The sequence below is a fragment of the Granulimonas faecalis genome (assembly GCF_022834715.1).
Lineage (GTDB): Bacteria > Actinomycetota > Coriobacteriia > Coriobacteriales > Atopobiaceae > Granulimonas > Granulimonas faecalis.
On record NZ_BQKC01000002.1, the window covers coordinates 32,878 to 54,281 of the forward strand.

16 protein-coding genes are annotated in these 21,404 nt (G+C 67.8%); 11 read left to right on the forward strand and 5 right to left on the reverse strand.

Annotation, left to right across the window (positions count from 1 at the left end):
* Positions 1-47 precede the first annotated feature (47 nt).
* The 5 genes from OR600_RS09320 to OR600_RS09340 all read right to left on the reverse strand — a co-directional run bounded on the left by OR600_RS09320 (position 48) and on the right by OR600_RS09340 (position 7,183).
* Complete coding sequence (locus OR600_RS09320; protein WP_265591086.1) at positions 48-2,630, reverse strand: hypothetical protein; 2,583 nt, start codon at positions 2,628-2,630, stop codon at positions 48-50.
* Between the two features lie 35 nt (positions 2,631-2,665).
* Positions 2,666-4,384 (reverse strand): SpaA isopeptide-forming pilin-related protein, encoded by a 1,719-nt coding sequence (locus OR600_RS09325; RefSeq protein WP_265591087.1) that lies wholly within the window; start codon positions 4,382-4,384, stop codon positions 2,666-2,668.
* Positions 4,385-4,465: 81 nt separating this feature from the next.
* Complete coding sequence (locus OR600_RS09330; protein ID WP_265591088.1) at positions 4,466-5,335, reverse strand: class C sortase; 870 nt, start codon at positions 5,333-5,335, stop codon at positions 4,466-4,468.
* Positions 5,328-6,026, reverse strand: coding sequence for an isopeptide-forming domain-containing fimbrial protein (locus tag OR600_RS09335; protein WP_265591089.1), 699 nt, complete (start codon positions 6,024-6,026; stop codon positions 5,328-5,330). Before OR600_RS09335 ends, OR600_RS09330 begins: the two co-directional genes overlap by 8 nt.
* A gap of 284 nt (positions 6,027-6,310) precedes the next feature.
* On the reverse strand, positions 6,311-7,183 hold the full coding sequence (locus OR600_RS09340) for a hypothetical protein (protein ID WP_265591090.1): 873 nt from the start codon (positions 7,181-7,183) through the stop codon (positions 6,311-6,313).
* A 2,065-nt stretch (positions 7,184-9,248) separates the two neighbouring features.
* Between OR600_RS09340 and OR600_RS09345 the strand changes: the two genes are divergently transcribed.
* The 11 genes from OR600_RS09345 (at position 9,249) to OR600_RS09395 (ending at position 20,987) form a co-directional block, all read left to right on the forward strand.
* The gene (locus OR600_RS09345) at positions 9,249-9,614 is read left to right on the forward strand and encodes a hypothetical protein (protein WP_135978518.1); all 366 of its coding nucleotides are present in this window, start codon (positions 9,249-9,251) and stop codon (positions 9,612-9,614) included.
* A 34-nt stretch (positions 9,615-9,648) separates the two neighbouring features.
* Entirely contained in the window at positions 9,649-10,869 is a 1,221-nt protein-coding gene (locus tag OR600_RS09350; RefSeq protein ID WP_265591091.1) for a ParM/StbA family protein, read from the forward strand.
* Between the two features lie 1,368 nt (positions 10,870-12,237).
* Positions 12,238-13,725, forward strand: a complete 1,488-nt coding sequence (locus tag OR600_RS09355) for a hypothetical protein (protein WP_265591092.1) — start codon at positions 12,238-12,240, stop codon at positions 13,723-13,725.
* Between the two features lie 136 nt (positions 13,726-13,861).
* Positions 13,862-14,095: a hypothetical protein gene (locus OR600_RS09360; protein WP_265591093.1), complete on the forward strand. Its 234-nt coding sequence runs from the start codon at positions 13,862-13,864 to the stop codon at positions 14,093-14,095.
* On the forward strand, positions 14,092-14,370 hold the full coding sequence (locus OR600_RS09365; protein WP_265591094.1) for a hypothetical protein: 279 nt from the start codon (positions 14,092-14,094) through the stop codon (positions 14,368-14,370). Before OR600_RS09360 ends, OR600_RS09365 begins: the two co-directional genes overlap by 4 nt.
* 253 nt (positions 14,371-14,623) lie before the next feature.
* Positions 14,624-16,636, forward strand: coding sequence for a hypothetical protein (locus OR600_RS09370; protein ID WP_135978522.1), 2,013 nt, complete (start codon positions 14,624-14,626; stop codon positions 16,634-16,636).
* Positions 16,637-16,660: 24 nt separating this feature from the next.
* On the forward strand, positions 16,661-17,005 hold the full coding sequence (locus tag OR600_RS09375) for a hypothetical protein (RefSeq protein ID WP_135978523.1): 345 nt from the start codon (positions 16,661-16,663) through the stop codon (positions 17,003-17,005).
* 27 nt (positions 17,006-17,032) lie between these two features.
* The gene (locus OR600_RS09380) at positions 17,033-17,854 is read left to right on the forward strand and encodes a helix-turn-helix domain-containing protein (protein WP_135978524.1); all 822 of its coding nucleotides are present in this window, start codon (positions 17,033-17,035) and stop codon (positions 17,852-17,854) included.
* Between the two features lie 13 nt (positions 17,855-17,867).
* Positions 17,868-20,075, forward strand: a complete 2,208-nt coding sequence (gene nrdD / locus OR600_RS09385) for an anaerobic ribonucleoside-triphosphate reductase (RefSeq protein ID WP_265591095.1) — start codon at positions 17,868-17,870, stop codon at positions 20,073-20,075.
* A 16-nt stretch (positions 20,076-20,091) separates the two neighbouring features.
* On the forward strand, positions 20,092-20,337 hold the full coding sequence (locus OR600_RS09390) for a hypothetical protein (RefSeq protein ID WP_135978526.1): 246 nt from the start codon (positions 20,092-20,094) through the stop codon (positions 20,335-20,337).
* A 23-nt stretch (positions 20,338-20,360) separates the two neighbouring features.
* Positions 20,361-20,987, forward strand: a complete 627-nt coding sequence (locus OR600_RS09395; RefSeq protein WP_265591096.1) for an SANT/Myb-like DNA-binding domain-containing protein — start codon at positions 20,361-20,363, stop codon at positions 20,985-20,987.
* The last annotated feature ends 417 nt before the right edge of the window (positions 20,988-21,404 follow it).

A 21,404-nucleotide genomic window follows, 5' to 3' on the forward strand; every position in this document is an offset into this window, starting at 1 on the left:
AGGCGGCCCCGGATATACCGGGGCCGCCCGCGGGGGACGTCCGGGGCCTAGCGGCCGCGGCGCCCCGTGAGGGAACGGACGAGCGGGACGAGGCCCGCGAGGCCGGCGGCCAGGAGGCCCGCGGCGGCGCCGACGGGGGCGCCGAGGGCCGGGACGGACCCCGTGCGGGCACCGTCGGGACGCGGCGCGGCGGCCGTGGCCGCACCTTGGCCGATACCGTCTGCGCCGTCGGCAGGGACGGCGGCGGTTCCGCCGGTCACGCCCCGGCCGTCACCGGTGCCATCGGGGCCGGAGGGGGTGCCGTCACCGGGGTCCGCGACTGGGTCGTCGGCCGGGTCGTCGCCGGGGGCGTCGGGAGCGTCGCCCGGGTCCTCCCCGGTAGCGTCGTCCGGGTCGTCGGCCGGGTCGTCGCCGGGGGTGTCGGGGCCGTCGTCGCCGGGCAGGTCGCCGGGACCCTCGGCGTCACCGTCACCCGGGCCACCGGTCTCGCCGTCGGAGGGGCCCTCCGGGACCTCGGCGAACAGGTCGCCGAGGTCCTCGTGGGAGAGCATGCGGGCGACGGTGCCCAAGGGCCCCTCGAGGGAGCAGGGCACCGAGAAGCTCAGCCTCCCGGTGGAGGGGTCGACAGCCGAGGGGGGAAGGACGACGGGGACGACGCCGGCGGCGCCAGACTCGAGGGAGAGTGTCCGGCCGCGGACCTCGATGGAGAGGGGCGCGGCACCGACGTTTCTCACGGCCACGGGGACCGTCACGGTGCCGTCGTCGGCCACGGGGAGGGCGGAGGGGTCGGCCCCGTCGGCCAGGGCGAACGAGGCCCTCGGGGCGAGGGCGGCCTCGCGGCACCCGTCGGAGACGGCGGCGCGGCAGGAGGCGGAGACGGAGGGGCCGCCGTCCCACGAGGCCGAGGCGCCCACGTCGAGGGCGCCGGCCACGATGTCGTCGACGGTCAGGGGCACGTCCACCGCGACGGTGCGGGTGGCGCCGGCGTCGAGCCCCACGGTGCGGGCGGTGCCGGCCACCTCGACCGTGACGGGGCCGGACGCGCCGCCGACGGAGGCCACCTCGACCGCCACGGGCACCGTCCAGACGCCGTCGTCGGAGAGGCGGGCGTCGCCGGCCTGGAAGACGGTCAGCCCGAGGGAGGGATCCGGCTGCGGGATCTCGACGTCGACCGGGGCATGGACGGCGTTCTTCTGCACGTACGCCACCAGGTCGCGCGAGATCCTACCGGTGGTGACGTCCCAGGAGAGCACGGTATAGGGGACGTCGACCAGGCGGGTCTCGCCGGGGGCGAGGTCGTCCCCGATCTCCACGGTGGGGCCGTTGAGGCCGATCCTCACCGGTCCCCGCAAGGCGGAGCCGGTGCGGTTGGTGACGGAGACGCGGAACGTCGCCACGTCGCCCTCCGACGCCCCCTTGGGCACCGAGGCCGACACGAGCTCGAGACCCACGGGGCACGTCTCGTCGTCGGCCCTGTAGTAGCGGTCGGGAAGGTGGGACTGGAGCCGGAGGGTGTGGGTCTCCCCGTGGAGGGTCACCTCCACGGAGACGTCGACGTAGTCGTCTGCCCACTCCTCCTCGGTCGGGTAGTAGGCGGCCGAGATGTAGCGGCGCTCGCCGGCGGCGAGGGGGCCGTGGTCCTCGGTGGCGACCCTCTCGCCGGAGACCCGGAGGGTGTCGGCGGAGGCGACCGGTCCGTTGGAGACCGCTATGGCGATCGGCAGGAGCCAGCGGCCCTCGTCGTCGCGCTGGGCGCCGTAGGCGTAGGACTCCGGGTCGAGGCGGGCCCTCCACTCCCCCCTCGGCACCTCGCACCTCACGGGCGCCACCATGTCGCTCGTGATGGAGGCCGGCGTGAGGGCGCCGGCGACGTCGTCGGTGGAGGTGTAGCCGCGGTAGGGCAGCTCCCAGGTCAGGGTGCCGTCGGAGGCGATGGAGGTGACCTTGACTGGCCAGGACACGGTGCGGGTGGCCCCGGGCGTGAAGTAGGGGCTCCCCACGCCGTCGATGAACAGGCAGGCCCAGAGCCGCGTCCCGTCGGCGGCGACGCTCGCGTTGGTGACGGTGAGGTCGATGACGGCCGTCATGGCGTCGCGGTCCACCTCGACGTGGTCGGCGTCGAAGCCCTCGGCGAGGGACACCTGGAAGGTCGGCGCGGGCATGTCCTCCTTGGCGAGGGCGCGCCGGAGGGCCGGGGCGGCCTCGGCCGGGCCCTGGGTCGGGACGGGGGCCGGGGCGGGCTCCGGGGAGACCTCGGCGTCCCCGGCGAAGACTCCGATCGACGCGGGGGGCTCCGCTGCCGGCTCCTCCCCCGCGGGCCCGTCCGCGACGGTCTCGGCCGCTGTCGGCTCGGCCGCTGTCGGCTCGACGGCGGGCTCCTCGGCGGCGGGGCCGCCGTCGCCTTCCGTCGGGTCCTCCCCGGCGCCCTCCGGGGGCGCCTCCTGCGGCCCCGCGGGGGCGCCGTCCTCGACGCCCCCGGCCAGGACGTCTCCCGCGACGTCGGCGGAGGGATCCTGGGCCTGGACGGCGGTCGCGGCGACGGCCAGGGTCGGCTGGGCGGCCAGGGTGGCGGCCATGGCGATGGACAGGATGGTGCGCTTGGGGTCCGCGCAGCGGGTACGACGTGACATCTCGAGATCCCTTTCCTCTACCTACCGGCACTCCCCTACTCGGGGTCCTCGGAGTCCTTCTTGGCGCGGGCGAGCTTGACGCCGGACACGGCGATGAGCACGCCGCCGGCCAGGATGCCGCCCGCGATGCCGGCCATACCGGTGACGGGCATCTGGGGGCCGGACAGGTTGACGACGGTGGCGACCACGGTGGCGTCGTCGACGGTGAAGGTGGCGGCGTTGGAGGGGTCGGCCGTCTCGGTGGCCGAGATGGCCGTGATCTCGTCACCCTCGGCGGAGACGGTGGCGGCGATCTTGAACTTGATCGGGTCGATGGCCTTGTGGCCGGCGGGGACGGTGGTCTCGGTCAGGGTGTACTCCACGCCCGAGTCGAGGCCGGTGAAGGTGAAGGTGCCGTCGTCGGCCGCGGTGATGTCCTTGCCGATGACGGTGCCGTCGGCCTCGGTCAGGGTGAACTTGGCGCCCTTCAGGGCCTCGGCGTCCCCATCCACCTTGTCGACCTTGAGGCTGTAGCTGTAGAGCTTGGCCTGGTCCTCGGCGGTCTTGTTGGTCTCCCCGCCCATGAAGCCGTAGGTGTAGGGCTTGTAGGTGGCGTAGGCGGTGCTGACGAGCGGGTCGGCCAGGGAGGTGCGGGAGCCGAGGAGGGCGTCGAGGTTGCCCTCGGCGCCGTCGATGATGCGGGAGCCGTTGTAGACGTACTCGATGTGGTAGCCGCCCATCTCGGAGGGGGTGACGCCGGCGTCGGCGAGGACCTTCCTCACGTCGCCGAAGTCGAGGACCATCTCGTCGCCGACCCCGTCGACGGCGTTGAGGATGCTGATGTTGTCACTCGAGAACTGGATCGGGACGGTCTTGGACCCGTCCTCGTTGACGAGCGTGGCGCTGACCCAGCTCTCCTTGGCGTTGGGGCCGAACTTGAGCCCCGAGCCCAGGGTGCTGTGGACGGTGACCGGGTAGGAGTCCATGTCGCCCATGATGTCGGGGAGGGACACCTCGACCTTGTAGCGGACGTCCTTGACGTTGGCGATGTCGCCCGCGTTGTGGATGTCGAAGTCGGAGACCTTGGTGAACTCCTTGTCCCAGTCCTCGCGGCCGTCGGGGTCGTGGGCGAAGTTGTCGGCCACGGTCTTGACGAGGACGGGGACCTCGGTCTTGGTGGCAACGGTGGTGTCGCCGGCGACGGGGGTCAGCACGGCCTGGGTGCCGGACTCGCCCACCTTGCCCCACACGCTGCTGGGGTCGGAGACGATCAGGTAGTAGCCGTCGGAGGGGGCGGTCAGGGTCGCGGTGCCGGACTGGCCGGCCGCGGTGCCCACCACGTAGGAACCCGTGGAGGAGGCGAGCGGGGTGTAGTTCTCCCCGCCGACGTTGCCGGCGGCGACGGAGTTGGCGAACGCCTGCATCTCGTCCTCGGAGAGGGAGGCGATGCCGTCCGCGAGCTGCTGGTCCGTGGCGGTCTCCCACTTCGGGTCGTGGGCGTAGGTGTTGAGCGTGTTGCGCAGGACCTTAGCCACGGCCTCGTCGGAGACCTTGGCGTCGCCCATGTGGAGCCTGCCCTCGGCGTCGGTGGTGAAGGTGCCGTCGAAGAGCTTGATCAGCTTGTAGGTGTGGGTCTGGGCGGAGGTGACGGTCACGGTGTGGTCGCCCTCGGCCGCGAGGGCCTGGACGGCCGGGGCGCAGACGCCGCCGACGAGGGACAGGGACAGGCCCGCGACGCAGGCGGCACGGGCGATCTTGGACTTGGGGCTGAACATGTGTCTCTCCTTCTCTCTGCCCCGGGTCTCCCGGGGCCTCTGTCTTCCTGGGGCTCCCCGGCCCCGTTCACGAGGGCGGCTCTAGGTCATAGGCCCTCCCCTCCCCTCGCAGCCGCCGCCCCGCCCCTTGCGGAGCGCCTTCGAGACCCTCCTCCCGGCGAAGACGCCGAGGAGGACGAGGATCGCCAGGAGCAGGACCCAGACGCGCGTGTCGTGGGCCATGGACTCCACGACGCCCACGGAGCCGTCGAAGCCCGCGGGGACCTCGCAGCGCTCGCCATGGACCAAAAGGCGGTGGGAGTTGATGCCGTAGGGGGTGCAGGTGACGAGGGTCGCCCTGTCGGCGCCGGGCTCGATGGAGAGGCTCGAGAGGTCGTCGGGCTCCACCACCTCCGAGGAGGTGACCCGGTAGCACACCGTGCGGCCGAGGACCTTGAAGCCGAAGACGTCGCCTTCCTCGAGGCGGCGCAGGTCGTCGAAGGCGCGCATGCCCTCCATGCCGGAGTGGCCGGTGACCACGGCGTGGGTGGAGGGGCCGCCGACGGGCAGGGACGTGCCCTCCATGTGGCCGGCGCCGGCGGACAGCGACGCGTCGGAGGTGCCCCGGTACATCGGCATGACGAGGCCGATCGCGGGGACCTTGACGTAGCCGAAGGCCGTGTCGTGGCCGTCCCTGGAGAGCTGGAGCCCGTAGGGGAGCACCTCTACGCCGTCTGCGCCCTTCCCCGCCAGCCGTGCGTTGTAGGCCTCGGCGTTGGCGAGGAGGGCCTCGTCGGCGCTGCAGTCGGCCTCCCTGTCGGCGAGGTCCATGGAGGCGGCCACGTCGGCCCTGCGGGCGGCGTCGACGGCCTCGACCAGGGGGAAGTAGGCCATGAGGGCGAGGCCGAGCGCCATGCCCAGGACGGGCATGATGCGGCCGAGGCGACGGCGCTTGTCGGATCCCCTAGCCACGGCGACCCTTGGAGGCGAACTTGGCGAAGAGGGCGACAAGGAGCGCGGTCAGAGCGACCGACGAGACGGCCGGGGCCCAAGTGATGTCGTCGTCACCGGTCTTGAGAATGTTGCCGAGCCTGATCGCACTAAGACTCTTGGTCTTGGGCATCTCGGGGTCAGCGAAATCGACCGAGACCGCGCTCTCCTTGGTCCTCGATGTCGCAACGTCTTCGGGATTCTCGGGATAGAAGGCGCATACGCAGTTCTCATAAGACCCGGGCCTCTCCCCCACCGCCGAATACGAGATGGAGATCTCACCGTTTGACTCGACTCCGAACGCCTTGACGTCGTCGATGAGAACCGTCACGGACCCGTCGCTTCCGACGACCTCGAATCCGCTCTCGACCTGCTTGCCGGACACCGAGACCTGGACCGAGGAGACATCGATCGCCAAGCCTGCATCAGGTTGGTCCAAGAGAGTCAACGGGTAGCGCTCAAAGGCATCGAGATTGCTAGGTGCGGTCACGCACACGGAGAAACGGACGGCCTCACCGGCGGTGGCGTACTCTCGGTCCACAGTTTTCACGACGGTCGGAACGACGACCTTCTCCGCAGTCGCAGCGGACGAGACCGCAGGACAGCCGATCGCCGTCGCGACGAGAAGGAGGAGACCGACGAGAAGGTGCCTGGTGCGAGGACGGGCCGCCATGGGACTCCAAACATGCAGCCGGTCAACCCATTCGGATGACTGACCGGTGATTTCAGGTCCCATTCACGATATTGACTAAGACTGCGCCAATCGGCGATGCCTGCTGTGCAAACGTGCCTCTACCTGCTGTTTTATGGTCGGTCATCCCAGGGTTGCAGACAGACGGGACGAGGGGTGTCCATCTAGACCAGATGGACACCCCTCGTAGGAGAGCCTGAATGTGGTTCACCCCGCGACCGAAACCATAGGCAACCTTGCCTTGCCCTTGGAAACCGGTCCCTCCCCTATTCCGTACGGGAGGTCTCATCGACCTCATAGGTGGGGTTCTCATCCAAGACCTTCTGCTTGGAGCTCTCGATCAAGGCATGGAACCGAGCAGGGAGAAGCCTGGTGGTAAGAGGGGCAGCCCCAATATCATCCACCACACTCTTTATCTGACCGAAGCAGATGGCATAGCGCTCGATGCGATCGTGGAGGTACCGGACCTCATTCTGGGAGAATCGGAGGTTCTCCTCTCCCCTCTTCCTCTCATCACCGAGCTCCTGCTTCAGAGAGGCGATTTCGTCGTCCTTCTCCTTGATCCTGTCCCTGAGCTCCTGGATCAACTCGGGAAGATAATCCCGGGCGGGCTGAGAGGAGAACGCTCGCCCCCCGTCCTGTGCCCCCGGCTGCCCCGTATCCCCAAGGTCACCGCCCGTAGGACCCGCCTCCTTGGCAGGCTCTGCCCCATCGCCGTCCAGACCTGAGGAGACGGAGACGAAGTCGACGTCCTCGGCCTCGTCGTCGGGACCGAAATGCCCGATCAGGCTGTCCCTGGCGACGGCATCGAGGTAGATGGACTCCCGACCGAAGCTCATGAAGCTCCATTTGACCCAGTGGCCGTTGTTGATGGGCCTTTTGATGAACTGCAGAGCGGTGGTGTATTTGAGGTCAAGTTGCTCCTGGACGAGCTTGAAGGGATATGGGAAGCGGTGGATCTTCTTAATCTCGGCGGCGCCATCGGCCGTAAGGAAGTAGTCTCCGTCCCTCTGGAGGCTGTTCAGCTCCACAAGCCGCGTCTTCTCGGTGCCGATCGTCGAGAAGAACTCGTCGACGGTCTCGCCATAGGAATCTATGAGCAGATTCTTCAGAGAGACTATGTACTGGTCCTTGCTCACGACGACCCCTTTACGTTCATAGCGACCCAGCAGGTTCCTAGTTACTGCCATTATGGACTATGAACTTGTGAGTTCAAGTGGTAGTGCATATGTACCAGCATGTGAACTCAACTTGAGTCCACCTTGCAGTTCCAACTACACATGCTGTCACGGAGACTACTCGACCAGATACCATCATGGGTTAGGTATTACGTGAGCTCAGAGTTGGTTTTACTGTCATCTTGCCATCCATCTGCACTCAATGTGAACTCATAGGTGCATCGATGTATGAATCCATGAGTTCACAGTCCATGGACTATTCGATGCTGTGAGTTCAGAATGCACTTTGAGGTCAATACACCGTCACTTCTTGAGTTCAGAATGAACTCCCAGAATCACCCCATAATGTGACAATCAGAACCCGTGAGTTCAGATGCACTCTTCCCTTTTGACAACGCAAAGCGTCTACTATACGTTTTCCCAGCTACATATCGATAGGCTGGATGCATGCTTCATTATGGTTCTCTCAGTTCATGCGCCTGTGAGCTCAAAGTGAACTCACAGGCGCATGAACCCTGGTCCCTTGTGCAACGGAAAAGCAAACCCAAAAACTCAGATTGAGCTCATAGCCAGACAACCAGCGAAACCCTGTGAGTTCATATCGAGTGCAAACTGCACTCGTGAGAGTGAACCGTATGCTGGAGCTACCCGGACAAGATCGCCATAGACAGCCATCTAGCAGGCGCTACTTCAAGGACGGGTGCTTAAGCATGGACTTTTGAAATTCGACTCGGGAAAAACGGAGGGCTAGTTCCTTGAACTCAGAGAAACGCCTTTCTATGTGGGAGTGAGTTGACAGTGAACTCCCAAGTTCGTAGATAGTGCATCGCGAACTCTTGGCTTCATCGTCGTCGGAGTCTGCGAACTCAGGGGCCCCGAGCGAAAGACCGACAACCTGGACACAGCGGCCGACCCGTCGCAGGCAGGCGCCTCGGACGGGCCGCGGGCAGAGAAAGCTGTCTTCCCATGGCACCCGACGGAGGGGTGGGGGAGTGGTCGAGGAGCCCCAGGCTCCGAAGCCTTGGCCCGGTGATCTCCAGGACCCGTACCCCGGCAGGAAGACCTATCCACCGAAGCCAACGCACTGGACACCCCGAGACACACCCGAAATCGCCTCGAACAGGCCCCCTCGCAACCTGGACTTTGGGCGAGACCCCACCACAGGCCTAGGTGAGGCGCCTCAGGTCGACCGGGGGAGGGCTCGACGGGCCTACAGGGCCACTGCCAAGGCCCTTCGAGCCACCGAAGAGGACAGGACGGCAGGGAAGGGCCCCACCAATCTACGGCTTGACATAACGACTGGTAGCAGAGATCCCCATCATGGCGGACCCCACCTCGATGGAGACGCAAGGTGCGAAGCGACCAAAGACGCTCGAACGGTATAGGAGACAGAGCCAGGCCTTCGAAGGCCGGAGAAGGCGGGTGAGAGCGATCCGCACGGCTCCAAACGAATCCGGTGGCCGAAGGAAGAGGTCGACGGACCATCAACGATCCCTCCCGTGGCACCAGCCACGGGAGGGTAAGGGAGTGGGGAGGGTGAGGACAGTCTTCCCGAAGCCTCTTCCTCACCCTCACCCTCCAGCACTGCCGTGAGTGGTGAGAAGGCCGGGTCCACCCCAGGCATACAGTCCAGGCTGATTCCCGCCCTTAGGTTGGCTCCTGTTCCTGTTAGCCTGTTGGCCTATTTGGCTGTCAGGATAACAGGCTTACAGGATTTGTGGCCTTGGAACGAGTCGTAGGGGAGTGCGGCACCCGAAGAGATCCGCTGCATCGACTTCCGCCACTTTCACTGCATCATTTTGCTGTTTTTACCGGATTCAGTATTTTACATCTGTGTTTCTACAGCTTCATAGCTGCCGTCACACCATCTGTTTCTCCGAGTTCATCTTGAACTCGGAGAAACGTCCGTCGAAGTTCGTCGATTCGCCTGGATTAGCTTCTGTTAGTCTATTAGCCTATCAGTCTGATAGACTAGTCAGGGAGTTTTCATTCAGCCTGGCTTTGCAGATCGGGAGGGGAGGTGACCATGGCCACAATCACCATTTGGGTCCCGGAGGGCGAGCAGGAGGACACGACCTGGGAGTGGATCGAGAACCAAAGGAACCTCTCCCAGTCGATCAGGCTCCTCATCTCGGACCGGATAGAGGAGTCCGGCACGGCCGACATCTCTCCCGCCCCCCAGCGGAACACGCGAAGGCACCGCAGGGGAAGCACGAAGAGCGGCGGAGAAGGGGAGGGGAGCGCCCCCGCAAGCCCCACCGAGAGCAACCCGACCCACGGAACCCCGGGCAGCAACGCTGCAGAGACGACCGAGAAGGCGGCTGCCAAACCCGCGCAAACCGGCATCTCGGACCTCTTGGGAGACATGGGCTTCTCATCGGCCCTGAGCTAGACCAACTCGACATCAAAGGCAGAGAGGACATACTTTGGCGACCAGTAAGAAGCAGGGAAACACCTATTCCGTGACCGCCGGCCTCGACATCGGCAACGGCTATACCAAGGGCCGCGTCGACGTCGGCGGCACCGTCTACCCCGTGGACATCCCGAGTGCGATGGCCTACACCTCGGCCGCGCGCCTCGCTCAGCCGGTCTCCGAGGAGTCCCTCAGCGACCTTGCGAACTCCCTGGATGCGACGGTCCTTTCCCCGGCCATCCCCTCCGTCGACCGGGGCCGGGTCCTGTTCGGCAAGCGTGCCATCACGAGCAAGTGGGACGAGATCCAGTTCCAAATCGACAGCCCCGTACCCAAGAGCCGCGAGTCCCTCTCGGTGATGCTCATCCTCGACGCGATCGTCAGCCAGGTCATCGCCGTCGCCGGCTTCAAGGGAACGCTTCCGACCGACATCGAGGTCGACGCCAAGCTGGCCCTCGCCCTGCCCATCGACGACTACCTCGGGCACCACACCGAGTACCGCGAGTCGCTGATGCGTGAGCCCCACCGCGTCATCGTCCATAACTTCGGCACCGACGTGGAGGTAAAGACCACCTTCTCCGACGTGGTCGTCGTCGCGGAGGGCGTGGCGGCCCTCGCGGCGCTGAAGAACCGTGGCGAGGACTTCCTGGACAAGGTCGTCTCGTTCGAGAGGGCCTCTGGGGCCACGTTCGACGCGGCCTACACGGGGGAGGCCCTCGCCGCGGCACAGAACATCGTCGGTATCGACATCGGCGAGGGGACGACCAACTTCGCCGTCTTCACCAACGGAACCATCGACACGGACAACTCCAAATCCATCAACCGAGGGTTCGGAACGATCCTCGACGAGGTCCTCGACCTGCTTCGTCAGACGGACAGCGGTATTCCCGCAGATTCCCGCGGCGCGCTAGAGAAGATCCTTCTCAGCGAGCCCACGCTCCCGAAGCAGCAGAGAATCAAGGCCCGCGTGGAGAAAGAGCTTCAAAAGGTGATCCCGACCTTCGTCAACCGGGTCACCAAGACCTTCTCCAACGTCTGGCGCAGCGTCGGTGCCCAGGTGGAGGTGGTCTACATCTACGGCGGGGGAGCGAGCTTCGTCCGGGACGCCTTGGTCCCGAGGATCTCCCAGGCGACCGAGTCCGACGGGATGGAGACCCCGGTCATCTGCCTCGACTCCTCCTACTCACGCGTCCTGAACGCGGACGGCCTCTTCCGAGCCGCAAAGAACCTCTAGCCCCGAGGCAGCTCTTAGGCGAAAGGCCCCCGGACTTCGGTCCGGGGGCCTTTTCTTACGGCGCTCGAAGGTTCATGGATGCAATCGGATCAATGAGTCTGCGAGTTCATATTCATTTTCATGTTGATGCACTTCAACGGCCCTTCTTGAACTCATTTTGGACTCAGGGGGTCAAAGCCGTCGTCGTTGCCAACTTACACCGTCGTTTACCTGCGCGTTTTTGGAAACTCACTTGGGGTCGGCCGGAGTCTCTGAGTCCACGGCCACAGCAAAGCCGGTTACATGCGTTGCGCTTGAAGGCCATCTGGCACTCACTGCCTCTGGGGAAGGGTTCGAGACGGCGCCGTCGATCCGAAGTCACAGGACCACGGACCAAGGAGGACCGCCGGCCCATGTCGGGATCTTCAAGCCCCCGCCTCGACCCATGTCGGGATTCATTCCGGGCCATGTCGGGAAAAGGGGCCAGCACGAAGGGGGTCACACGGATCCGAAGGGGGATAACCGCTGGTAGAACCTTGTCGGGAAACACCCGAGGGACCTAGTCGGGATTCACCCGAAACAGAGGGGCCGACCTAGTCGGGAAGTAAGAGCCCGAGAGCGGAGGAGATGGCCCAGGTCTCCAGCCCCCCAGGTGAGACCTAGTCGGGAAATAGCCGTGAACAGGGAGCGCCACGCCCCGGGGAGCCACCGGCGGAAGAGGCGGCCGTCACCCGGAGGGGAAGGGAAACCAGTCGGCAACAAAGGGGAAAGGCAACCTATAGGCGCAATTCCCGACATAGATACTGATAAGAAGATAGGGATAAGAGATTTGGATGGGCGCCCACCGGTTCGAGTCAGGGAAGGGGGGGGGGCGGGTGAGGGAAGCCGTCTGCCGACGTGGTGAATCTTCCGATGGGAACAGGTCTTAGGCCGCATGGATAACCGCTGGTAGAAGGCCGCTTTCCTCATCATCATGTAAGATAAACCGAACCTGCGAATCAGCATTTCAATCACAACGAGAATAACGTGTCGATATTCTCGTCCATGAGTGCACGGATTTGATATACGATATGGGCAGGGCAGGCAGGGGTGTCGGATCGTCCCTCCCGTTGCCTGCCAGGCGCCCAGGTCCTTCGGGACACAGCGTCGATCCATAAGAAAAAACCCGGAGTTGGCTCTCCGGGTTTTCGAGGGGTGACGACCCAATTTGTGTGACAGCAAACTTCGTCAGCCCCAGAAAGAAAAACTATGGCTATTATCACCTCTCCCTCAACGAAATGCAAGACCCACAACCCCGCAACCGGGTGCCCATCTCGCCGCACCCATGGGAGGAAGTCGCCCCGCCGCGGTCTGGTGGCAGACCAGGGGCTTGAGGTCGGGATGCGTGTCGTGGCACCGGAGGTCTCGGTCTACAGGCCGAACCTGGCCATCAACCACCACAACAGGATCGACGCATCCCTCGTCGCCGTCGTTGCCGAGGAGGCCCGGGAGCACCCGGAGACCCCCATCCTGTCGCTGCCCTCCATGCCCCGATGCGCCGTCAAGGCCCTCGACGCCATATCCCGCAGGGCCTGGGCCCTCTGGGCGGCGAAGGGGGAGTCCTGCGGCGGGGCCGACGCGTCCTTCACCGCTTCCCGGGCCGAGCTCATGGACGCCTGCGGCCTCAGCAAGGACCTCTACTACTCGGCCATCGCCTTCTTGGTCCTCTGCGGGTACATCGCGCTCTACAACACCGGCTACAGCGGGGGGCGCTGGACGTGCGGCAGGGTCGTCTGCCTCGTCGCCCCCGAGGTGGCCGGCGTCTCCTCCGACGACTACTCGTCGGCCGCCGCCTCCGCCATGGGCGCCGTCGATCTCGGCCGCGAGCCTGTGGCCGTGGACCCCGCCTCCACGGCCCGCAAGGCCCTCACCGACGCCGCCGGCGCCCTGTGGCGGGCCCGCGAGAGGCGCTGTGGCGCCCAGGCCATGGCGGGTCTCGGCGCCGACGCCCCCAAGAAGGTGGCGGACGCCATCGAGGCCCTGATCGGCGACGGCCTCATCCGCACCCCCGAGGATGCCGTGACCGCCTGGGAGCTCTACTGCGCCGACCAGGACCGTCAGGGGGTGGCCGTCGCCAAGACGGCCCATCTGATGAAATTCCTCGACATTTCCTGGCCCTTGGGCATCGTGCACTACCTCTCCGTCGTCTGTCCCCCGGACATCTCCCCCGACTCCGACCGGGTGCTCGAGAGGGCGCGGGAGAGGGCGCGGGGGCTCGCGGCAGCCCAGCCGCGCCGGGACGACGCTGGTGGGACCGATGGCGACGGGGTCAAGGAACCGGCAAGCCCGTTCGCTGCGCCGCTGCCCGGGGAGGGGCCCTGCCCGGAGCACCCCCTCGACCCGTCGCTCGTCATCGACGGACGCGCCTCCGGGCCGATCTCCTACGAGGAGGTCCTCGCGGCCTCCTACTGGGTCTGCGGTTGCGGGGCCGTTGTCGCCAAAGACTTCTTCGGGTGGATGGAGAAGGATGGGTGGACCCGGAGGAACGGCACCGTCAAGGTGAGCCGGGCGAACCTCGTCGAGTCCGTTCACGAGTGCGCCCGCAGGGACCACGGGGTCCACAGCTTCTCACTCGAGCCCAAGGAGATGCTCGTCGTCCAGTACCCCGACCAGCAGGCCTACGAGGCCATGACCCCCAGGGACGGGCCCGCCGACTACGAGTCCTACAACCTCGACCTCAGGTCGAGGGTCGCCAGGAAGGCCATGGAGGCCGGTGTCTGGCCCGTCTTCGTTTCCGTCGCCCCGGATGCCTACCGCTCCGTGGACCCATGGTCCGCGTCCATGACCCCCGAGCAACAGGTCTCACAGCGCCATGCGATGGAGGCGGGGATCCTCTGAGGCTGCGGGTTCCTCCCGCGCGGCAACGCGCGGGAGGCCGCACCCGTGGGCAGGCCGACGGTCCGCCTGCGGCGCCCGTCCGGTGGGGGTCGCCCGATGCGGCCGCCTTCGGGCGGACAGAAAGGCCGTGATCGCCATGTTCGCAGTGATCAGCGTCATCGACGAGGACTGCACCGAGCGCGTGTGCCTGTGTGACTCCGAGTGCCGCGCCTACGACATCGCCCACCATATGAGCGTCCTCGAGGGGGTCCCCTGCAAGGTTGTCCGCACACCCTCCCCCTGGGGTGCCGCGAGGAAGGCCAAGGAGGCCATCCGCGGGCACCTCGACCGGGGCGTCTCCGGCGGAGGCGCCGTCGGGGGCCTCGCATGAGCGCCCAGGACAACCCCTGGGGGCTCGTCGCCGGGCACACCGAGGAGACCGAGGTGTGGCTCGGCTTCTGGCACTCCGACACGCTCCACCCAGACCACCTGCTCTGCGTCTGTTCCTCCCGCAGCCTCGCCGGGGGGTCCCGCACGACGGTGGCCCTCGAATGCGACGGCGACGGGGCCCTCATCGGCCCCATCGGTCCCCGGTCCTTCCTGGAGGACCGCGACGAGGCCGTCGGCCAGGTGCTCCGCGACGTCTCCCTGCTCCCAGGGGTCTGAGGGGAGGTGCCGCGGAGACCCCCCTATGGAAGCGCACCCATGGGCCGCGGCGGGCGGCGTCGGCGGGTTCCGCGGAATCGGGACGGACGGGACGAGTTTCGAGGCCCCTTTCGGGACGACACCCGCCCTACCTGCGGTCTTCCTGCCGCCGTCCCCTTCGACCTCTGAAAAGATTCCAAAAGACGAATGAGCGGGCCTCCCGGGGTGAGGAAATTGGGCTGTCTGAAGACGCCGCGACCACCCGGGAGGCACCATGCTCACATTCGCCAGGACCGATGAGTACCGGGGCTCCGAAAGAAGCATCTGCTATCTCCTGACCAGGACCCACGGGGCCCCGGCCGGTGCCCTGTCGCCGAAAGGGGTCGTGCCCGGCCCCTCGGTCACCGACGGCGTGTCCTACGCGCGCCAGCTGGCCGCGGACGATGAGGGAGAGCGCTGGCTCGCCGGGCTGGCCGGGGCCGCCACATCGCCGGAGGCCGACGTGTGGGTGCTCTCCGGAGGGGAGGCTCACCTCGACACGCCCCGGGGCGTCGTGGCCGGCATCCTCCAGGCGCGCGGACTTCCCACCCCGGGCATCGACTCCGACATGAGGTACTTCGGCCAGGTCTACGACAGCGAGCGCGCCCGGGTCCACTCCATCGGCGAGGTCTTCGGCCATGGGGTACCGCAGGACCGGGGGCCCGCGGCGGCGCCGAAGGTCCGAGCCCGGACTGCCCCCGAGCCCACACCGGCCCCGCCGTCGACGTCCGCGACCCCCTCGGCCACCCCCGAGTCGGAGGCGGTCTCCCGGACCGCTGAGGCCGCGGTCAAGGCGCCCCGCCGGTCCCGCGACGACTACGACCCGAGGTCCACCATCCACTCGTCCCCCGTGGCCGTGGAGGTCCCCGGCCACGGGACCATGAGCTTCCCGACCGTGGGCCATGCCTACATGGCGGTCATGCACCCGACGGCGGCACCCCAGATCTTCGCCATCGCCTGCGACGGCGGGTCGCCGGAGGTGCTCTACGGGGACCGGGAACTCGTCCGGCGGCACCCCACCCCCGAAGGGATGGACCCCGCGGCGGTCATGGGCAACATCCTCTGCCTCCACGTGGAGCAGCACCCCGGCGAGGGGGAGCGCCTCCTCGCCGCCATGGACGCCGAGTTCCCCGAGAAGGGGTGGCTCTCGGTGCCGGGCCTCGACGAGGAGTCCTATCTGTCCGGCCCCGTGGCCCGGGCCCTCGCCCTTGCCTGCGGGACACCCCTCGACGGGTGCCTGGCGGAGGTGACCGTCGACGGGTCCCCCTGGACGGGCAGGCCGGACGGGCCGGCCTCCCAGGGGAGGTCTCCCGAAGAGGGGTTCCGCGCCATGGCGGACACCTGCGACGGGCCCTCAGTGTGCCTCGCCGCCCCCGAGGGGCGCGGCATGGTCCACAGCCTCTGCAGGGCCCTGTCGCCGGCAGCGGGGACCGACCTCTCCCAGGACCGGACCTGGGGGTCCGTCTTCCGGGCGGCCTACGGGATGGTGGACGAGCTCGTCTCCTCCGGTGCCCGGCGAATCGTGGTCCCCTTCGGCCTCGGGGCGCCCCAGGCGGTGCTTGCCGCCGCCACCCAGCGCGTCCGGGATGGCCGTGCCCGCCAGGAGCCCCTGTGGGACTCCGTGGAGGTGGTCGCTGCGGCCCGGTCCCTGGACTCGGTGGAGTTCCTCGACTCGGCGGAGTCGGCTTTTTCCACCCAGGCTGCCGCGGGTTTCGCCAAAGACCAGCTCATGGCGGCGGATGCCGTGGTCTGGACGGCTCCTGCCCAGGCCTCGTGCAGGGACGCCACCCGGATGCTGAGGCGGGCCGTGACGTCCCTGTGCGACTGCGCCGTCATCATGGCCCCTCCGGGCTCCCTGTTCGGCGAGTCCGACCTCTGGCGGGACTCGGCCGGGGCGAAAGAGGGGGTGGCGGCCGACACGAAAGCCGGCATCGGCACCCGCTGGTCCCTCGACGACATGGCCCGGCTCGCCCGGGTCATGAGCCACGGGGGCAGGGAGGTGGCCGTCGTGCCCAGCACCCTGGACGCCTCCGGGGCCCCGGTCGTCGACCCTTCCCGGGTCCGGGTTGTGGAGCCGGACGGCAAGGGGGCCGAGACCTCTGCCCGCGAAGCCGCCCAGGAGCGCTGGGACCGGGAGTTCCGGACGACGAGGTCCATCGAGATGGAGCGCTCCGAGCCCCGGGCCGCGTCATATGGCCGCATCCCCGCCGTGTCGGCGTCGAAGGGCGCGGACGTCGGCCTCGGGTGACGTAGAAGCGCGTGAAGGAGGCCCATGACCGAAGAGACCAGCCAGAACGTAGGCACCGGGAAGGACCCGGTCGCGGCAGAGCTCGAGGCCTGCGCCCGGACGGCCCCGGGCCGAAAGTGCCTGCGCCAGGTCCTCCGCGCCTGCCCGACCCTGGCGGAGTCCCTGGCATCCCGCCACGGCTTCGCGATGGGCACCGCGGGGAGCTGTTGGACCGCGGAGGAGGACGAGCTCCTCCTTGCCGCCGCGGCCCTCGGGATGACCTACAGGCAGATGTCGTGCATGACCGGCAGGAGCGCCCAGGCGGTGAGGCAGCGGATCAAACGACTTTCGAAGACCCGCCCCTTGCAGGCGCCCTTGGTCGGCGCCTAGGAACCGTTCGGAGAGAGAGGAGAGAGAATGGCCGAGACGATCATGAGGAAGCGGGGTACGCGCGGCCTCTGGATCACCCCTAGGGAGGCAAGGTCCCTCCTTGTCCCCGTCATCATCGGAGACGTCGACGCCGCGGCGGTATGGACGGGGACCGAGAGGGTCCACATCCTGTCCGCCGTCATCGACGGCAACGACGACGCCCACTCCATGGGGGCTCTGCGAAGCCTCTGCAGGGCCTACGGCCTGCCCCTCCCCGTCGCAGACGGGGCCCCGTCTGCCAGGGCGTGCCTGTTCGCCGAGCGCCTCGCGTTCTGCATGGACGCCCTGTCCCTGGACAAGAGCGAGGTCGTGCAGAGGACGGGCTTCACCCCCCAGGCGGTGGACAGCTGGCTTACCGCCTCCAGGCAGAGCCCCTGGACCTCCTCCATGAACCGCATGGCCAAGACCCTGGGGGTCCCCCCGAAGGACCTCTACGAGAGCAAGACCCCCTCCCAGCGCCTCGTGAAGGACATCGTGAAGAGGGCCATGAGGGCATCGGGCCACACCGTCATGTCCCTGGCGGACCGCTGCGGCACCGCCCCGGCCACCATGAATGCCCTGATCGACGGCCGCTGCCCGGTCCCCTTGGGCACCCTCGATTCGATCTCCGGGGTTCTCGGTGTCGCACCCTCGGCCATGTGCGAGGGCATGAGGGACGTCTCCGGCGAGATCGAGCAGGCCGTCGCCGTCCTGTCCTCCCACGCCAGGCACCTCACGGGCTCCCAGGCCAACCGCCTGGCCGACGCCATGGATACCTGGTACCGCGTGAACGACGTGTCGGTCGTCTCGCTCGTCGGCACGGGTCTGTGAGAGAGGGTTCGTCATGAAGATCATCAAGCGAGACGGCACCGAGCAGGCCTTTGACCGTTCCAAGATAGAGGCCGCCATCCGCGGGGCCAACGGCGACGTGGCCGAGGCCGACCGCATCAGCGACCTTCAGGTCCGGATCACCTGCGACGCGGTGTGCGCCGTGGTGCAGAACCGCTTCGAGATGGAGGGGCGCGTCCCGGAGGTGGAGGAGGTCCAGGACCTCATCGAGGACCAGTTCATGCTCCTCAACCGCTTCGAGCTTGCCCGGGCCTTCGAGCGCTACCGCCACAGGCGCGAGCTCGCCCGCCGCGCCAACACCACCGACGACGCGGTCCTGTCGCTTCTGGCCCTGGCCAACGAGGAGGCCAAGGGGGAGAACGCCAACAAGGACCCCGTGCTCATCTCCACACAGCGCGACTACATGGCAGGGGAGGTCTCCCGCGACATCACGAGGCGTATCCTGCTCCCCGAGGAGGTCTCCAGGGCCCACGACGAGGGCGTCATCCACTTCCACGACGCCGATTACTTCGCTCAAAACTCATATAATTGCGAGCTTGTTAACCTCGAGGACATGCTGCAGAACGGCACCGTCATCTCCGAGACCCGCATCGAGAAGCCCCACTCCTTCTCCACGGCCTGCAACATCGCCACCCAGATCATCGCCCAGGTGGCCTCCAACACCTACGGGGGCCAGACCCTGTCTTTGGCCCACCTCTCGCCCTTCGTGGAGGTGTCGCGCCGCCGCATCCGCGAGAGGGTGCGCTCCGAGCTCTCCGACGCCGGCGTCCGCGCCTCCGACGACCAGGTGGCCTCCATCGTCTCCGAGCGCCTGGCCGACGAGGTGACCCGCGGCGTCCAGACCATCCAGTACCAGATCCTGACCCTGCTCACCACCAACGGCCAGACCCCCTTCGTCTCGCTCAACCTCGACCTCGGGGAGGTGCCCGAGGGGCCCGAGCGAGACGACCTGGCCATGGTCGTGGCCGAGGTGCTGCGCCAGCGCATCCAGGGGGTGCAGAACGAGGCGGGGGCCTGGATCACCCCGGCCTTCCCGAAGCTCCTCTACGTCCTCGACGACCACAACGTCGGCGAGGGCGCCCCCTACGGGTGGCTGACGAGGCTCGCCGCCGAGTGCACCGCGAGGCGCATGGTGCCCGACTACATCAGCGCCAAGGTCATGCGCCGGGAGAAGGGCGACGTGTACCCCTGCATGGGCTGCCGCTCCTTCCTCACCCCCGACCGCTTCAGCGAGACTACCGGGGACCCCTCCGGGGCACTCACGGCGTCTGCCCACCCCCGCAAGTATTACGGGCGCTTCAACCAGGGTGTGGTCACCGTCAACCTGCCCGACGTGGCCCTCTCCGCCGCGGGCGACGAGGGGCGCTTCTGGGAGATCCTCGACGAGCGCCTGGAGCTCTGCCACAGGGCCCTGCGCATCCGCCACGAGCACCTCCTGGGCACACCCTCCGACGTCGCCCCGATCCTCTGGCAGCACGGCGCCATCGCCCGCCTGCCACGCCACGCCGTCATCGACCCGCTGCTCTACGGGGGCTACTCCACGATCTCCCTGGGCTACGCCGGGCTCCACGAGTGCTGCGTGGCCATGTTCGGCCGCGGCCACACCGACCCCGCCGTCACGCCGTTCGCCCTGGCCGTCATGGAGCGCCTGAACGACAGGTGCGCCCAGTGGAAGGCCGCCGAGGACATCGACTACTCGGTCTACGGCACGCCCCTGGAGTCCACCACCTACAAGTTCGCCAGGTGCCTCAGACGCCGCTTCGGCGTCGTGGAAGGCGTCACCGACCACGATTACATCACCAACAGCTACCACGTGAACGTCAGGGAGCAGATCGACGCCTTCGCCAAGCTTGCCTTCGAGAGCGACTTCCAGCGCCTGTCCCCGGGAGGGGCCATCTCCTACGTGGAGGTGCCCGACATGAAGGGCAACGTCGAGGCCGTCATGGCCCTTATCTCCTTCATCCACGACCACATCATGTACGCCGAGCTCAACACCAAGAGTGACTACTGCCAGGAGTGCGGCTACGACGGCGAGGTGGCGGTCGTGGAGGAGGACGGCAGGCTCCTGTGGGAGTGCCCCCGCTGCGGCAACCGCGACCAGTCGACCCTGAACGTCGCGAGGCGCACCTGTGGCTACATCGGGACCCAGTTCTGGAACCAGGGCCGCACCGAGGAGATCCGCGACCGCGTCCTGCACCTTTGAGAGGAAGGGGAGAGCCATGGCCGGAACCGACGGGAAGGGCCCGGCGCAGCGCTGGTACGCCCTCTGGCACAGCGGGGGCCTCCGGCACGACCCCACCGCGGCGGTCCTGCATATCTTCCCCACGAGGTCCTTGAGGGACCTCTGGGTGGAGGGGTCGGCCGACGACCCGCCGGGGCCCTCCTGGCGGTCGGTGTGCCGGGCCCAGGAGGCCCGCATCCTGCTCAACAACCAGACGAACACGATCTTCCACGGGGCCCTGTGAGGCCCAGGGGAGGGGAGGTGACCGTGGGACAGACGGAGCGAAGGCCCTGGGACGGGCGCGAGGACTCCCTGATCAGGGAGCACTACCCCGTCCACGGCAAGGGCTGGGACGGCTGGGGGGAGCTCCTGCCGGGCCGGAGCCTCGAGGCCATCTCCTTCCGGGCCAGCCGCATCGGGGCCACCCGCAGGCCCCGCTGGACGGCCGGGGAGGACAGGGCCCTGAGGGAGCTCGCCGCCTCCGGGGCCGACGACTGGGCCTCCCGCCTCGAGGGGCGCAGCCCCGAGGCATGCCTCGCTAGGGCCAAGGCCCTGGGCATCGTCCCCAAGAGGTCGAGGGCGCCCCGGTGGACCCCCGAGGAGACCCGCACCCTCCTGGTGCTCTCCCTCGTCCACGGCCAGTCCTGGGAGGGGTGGGCCGAGGCGCTGCCCGGAAGGAACCCGAGCGCCCGCAGGAACCGCCTCGCGAGGGTCGCCTCCACGGGGTGGTCCGTCGAGGAAGACCACTGCCTCATCCTCCACTACGGGACCTGGGGCCCGAGGTGGACCGGCTGGGCCAAGCGCCTCCCGGGGCGCAGCGAGACCTCGATCCGCGCCCGGGCGGCCTTCCTCGGGATCTGTCACATCGTTCGCAGGAAGGGAGCCGCGGCATGACCGGAACCGAAACCCAAGAAAGGCCCTGGGCGGCCCGGGAGGACGCCGTCGTCCGCTGCTGCGCGGGGCCCCACGACGCCGCCTGGGAGGGCTGGGGCCGCCTGCTCCCCGGCAGGACGGAACTTGCCATCCGCGCCCGGGCGAAACGCCTCGGCCCCAAGGCCGGGGGCGGCCGTCCCCGGCCTTGGGGCCGAGGGGGAGATCGGGCGCCTCAAGGAGCGCTACCCGGCCCACGGCCCGTCCTGGGACGGGTGGGCAAGGGTTCTCCCCGGCAGGGCGCCCGCCGCCATCGCGGCCATGGCGCGCCGCCTGCGGGTCCTGCCGCCAGGAGGCCCCGCGACCGCCCACGGGGCCTCCTGATGGCCCTTCTGGCGGCCGCAGGCTGCGCCCTCGTGGTGTCGACCCTCTGGGGGCTTG

Excerpts from the sequence above, each read along its gene's own strand:
- OR600_RS09320 (WP_265591086.1), bottom strand. The coding sequence starts at position 2,630 with ATGTCACGTCGTACCCGCTGCGCGGACCCCAAGCGCACCATCCTGTCC.
- nrdD (WP_265591095.1), top strand. The coding sequence starts at position 17,868 with ATGAAGATCATCAAGCGAGACGGCACCGAGCAGGCCTTTGACCGTTCC.
- OR600_RS09360 (WP_265591093.1), top strand. The coding sequence starts at position 13,862 with ATGTTCGCAGTGATCAGCGTCATCGACGAGGACTGCACCGAGCGCGTG.
- OR600_RS09375 (WP_135978523.1), top strand. The coding sequence starts at position 16,661 with ATGACCGAAGAGACCAGCCAGAACGTAGGCACCGGGAAGGACCCGGTC.
- OR600_RS09345 (WP_135978518.1), top strand. The coding sequence starts at position 9,249 with ATGGCCACAATCACCATTTGGGTCCCGGAGGGCGAGCAGGAGGACACG.
- OR600_RS09335 (WP_265591089.1), bottom strand. The coding sequence starts at position 6,026 with ATGGCGGCCCGTCCTCGCACCAGGCACCTTCTCGTCGGTCTCCTCCTT.
- OR600_RS09365 (WP_265591094.1), top strand. The coding sequence starts at position 14,092 with ATGAGCGCCCAGGACAACCCCTGGGGGCTCGTCGCCGGGCACACCGAG.
- OR600_RS09370 (WP_135978522.1), top strand. The coding sequence starts at position 14,624 with ATGCTCACATTCGCCAGGACCGATGAGTACCGGGGCTCCGAAAGAAGC.
- OR600_RS09390 (WP_135978526.1), top strand. The coding sequence starts at position 20,092 with ATGGCCGGAACCGACGGGAAGGGCCCGGCGCAGCGCTGGTACGCCCTC.
- OR600_RS09380 (WP_135978524.1), top strand. The coding sequence starts at position 17,033 with ATGGCCGAGACGATCATGAGGAAGCGGGGTACGCGCGGCCTCTGGATC.
- OR600_RS09325 (WP_265591087.1), bottom strand. The coding sequence starts at position 4,384 with ATGTTCAGCCCCAAGTCCAAGATCGCCCGTGCCGCCTGCGTCGCGGGC.